The 2,206-nt window shown below is 44.1% G+C and carries 1 rRNA gene; it reads right to left on the reverse strand.

Features of this window, described 5'->3' with window-relative positions:
• Positions 1–208: 208 nt before the first annotated feature.
• Positions 209–1,712 (reverse strand): 16S ribosomal RNA (locus FIM44_RS08345).
• Positions 1,713–2,206: the final 494 nt, after the last annotated feature.

Here is a 2,206-nt window from a genome sequence, read left to right on the forward strand (position 1 = left end):
AAATATAAAAACACTAACAACTAAAAATATAAGCATTAAGAAATAACAAACAATAAGCAAGCAAATATTAAACAAAACCAAATAAAAACAAAGGAGATAACAAATAAGAAAGAATAAGCCCAATCTTTCAAAACTAAGCAACAAGAAGTTCTTTTGTCAGGTAATACTCTTGGCTTTTAACAAGCGAATGTTAAAAGCTTTTCTCTAGAAAGGAGGTGATCCAACCGCAGGTTCACCTACGGTTACCTTGTTACGACTTCACCCCAGTCGCTGTGTGTGCCGTGGGCAGTAGCCAATTTAGCATCCTGACTTAAGGCAAACACAACTCCCATGGTGTGACGGGCGGTGAGTACAAGACCCGGGAACGTATTCACCGCAACATGGCTGATTTGCGATTACTAGCGATTCCAGCTTCATGCAGGCGAGTTGCAGCCTACAATCCGAACTGAGAGGTGTTTTGAAGATTGGCTCCACTTCGCAGTATTGCTTCTCTTTGTGCACCCCATTGTAGCACGTGTGTAGCCCTAGGCGTAAGGGCCATGATGACTTGACGTCGTCCCCACCTTCCTCCTCCTTACGGAGGCAGTATCCTTAGAGTTCTCAGCATGACCTGTTAGCAACTAAGAAGGGGGGTTGCGCTCGTTGCGGGACTTAACCCAACATCTCACGACACGAGCTGACGACAGCCGTGCAGCACCTGTTTTCAAGGTCTAGCAAGCCAGACACTCCACTATTTCTAGCGGATTCTCTCAATGTCAAGCCTAGGTAAGGTTCTTCGTGTATCTTCGAATTAAACCACATGCTCCACCGCTTGTGCGGGTCCCCGTCTATTCCTTTGAGTTTTAATCTTGCGACCGTACTCCCCAGGCGGGATGCTTAATGCGTTAGCTGCATTACTGGAGAGACTAAGCCCTCCAACAACTAGCATCCATCGTTTAGGGCGTGGACTACCAGGGTATCTAATCCTGTTTGCTCCCCACGCTTTCGCGCAATCAGCGTCAGTAATGTTCCAGCAGGTCGCCTTCGCAATGAGTATTCCTCTTGATCTCTACGGATTTTACCCCTACACCAAGAATTCCACCTACCTCTCCCACACTCTAGAATAGTAGTTTCAAATGCAGTTCTATGGTTAAGCCATAGGATTTCACACCTGACTGACTATCCCGCCTACGCGCTCTTTACGCCCAGTGATTCCGAGTAACGCTTGCACCCTCCGTATTACCGCGGCTGCTGGCACGGAGTTAGCCGGTGCTTATTCGTTAGATACCGTCATTATCTTCTCTAACAAAAGGAGTTTACAATCCTAAAACCTTCATCCTCCACGCGGCGTTGCTGCTTCAGGGTTTCCCCCATTGAGCAATATTCCCTACTGCTGCCTCCCGTAGGAGTCTGGACCGTGTCTCAGTTCCAGTGTGTCCGTTCACCCTCTCAGGCCGGATACCCGTCATAGCCTTGGTAAGCCATTACCTTACCAACAAGCTGATAGGACATAGGCTGATCTCTTAGCGATAAATCTTTCCCCCGTAGGGAGTATCTGGTATTAATCATCGTTTCCAATGGCTATCCCAAACTAAGAGGCACATGACCTATGCGTTACTCACCCGTGCGCCACTAATCAGCATTCTAGCAAGCTAGAAGCTTCATCGTTCGACTTGCATGTATTAGGCACGCCGCCAGCGTTCACTCTGAGCCAGGATCAAACTCTCCATAAAAGTGTTTGTCCTAAAGCTCTTTTGTTTTTTGATAGGCTGTTGTTATTCCTAACAACAGCTTTAGCGTATCACAAGAACTCGTTTTATACTTTATTGAATAAAACGGGTTGTGTTCTTAAGTATTACAACAACAAAACAGAAAGAAACTTTTTAAAAAGGTTTAGCCAAACGCTAACCTAAAAATACTCTCATGCCATTCAGTCATCAATCATAATGATATAATCATCATAATCAATGAAATTGACTGGCACTGGTTTGGATAAGAATTTCTTATAAAAGAATGGGAGTTGTTCAAACCCTCACTCTATTTAGTCAGTCATTACTTATTTTGTTTTAGAATATCCCTTTAAAAAGAACTTCTATCAATTTGCTTAGTTTTCAAAGATCGTTTGCTTTAAACAGCTATCCTTGTAAGGTATCAAGCGGCTTTTTAAAGCCCTTGCTGAAACAAGGAAATGAAAGTATAGTCATAGAAAGCTTAAGGTTTGCTTAAA

This window comes from Helicobacter pylori, from assembly GCF_006440215.1.
Taxonomy (GTDB): Bacteria; Campylobacterota; Campylobacteria; order Campylobacterales; family Helicobacteraceae; genus Helicobacter; species Helicobacter pylori_CS.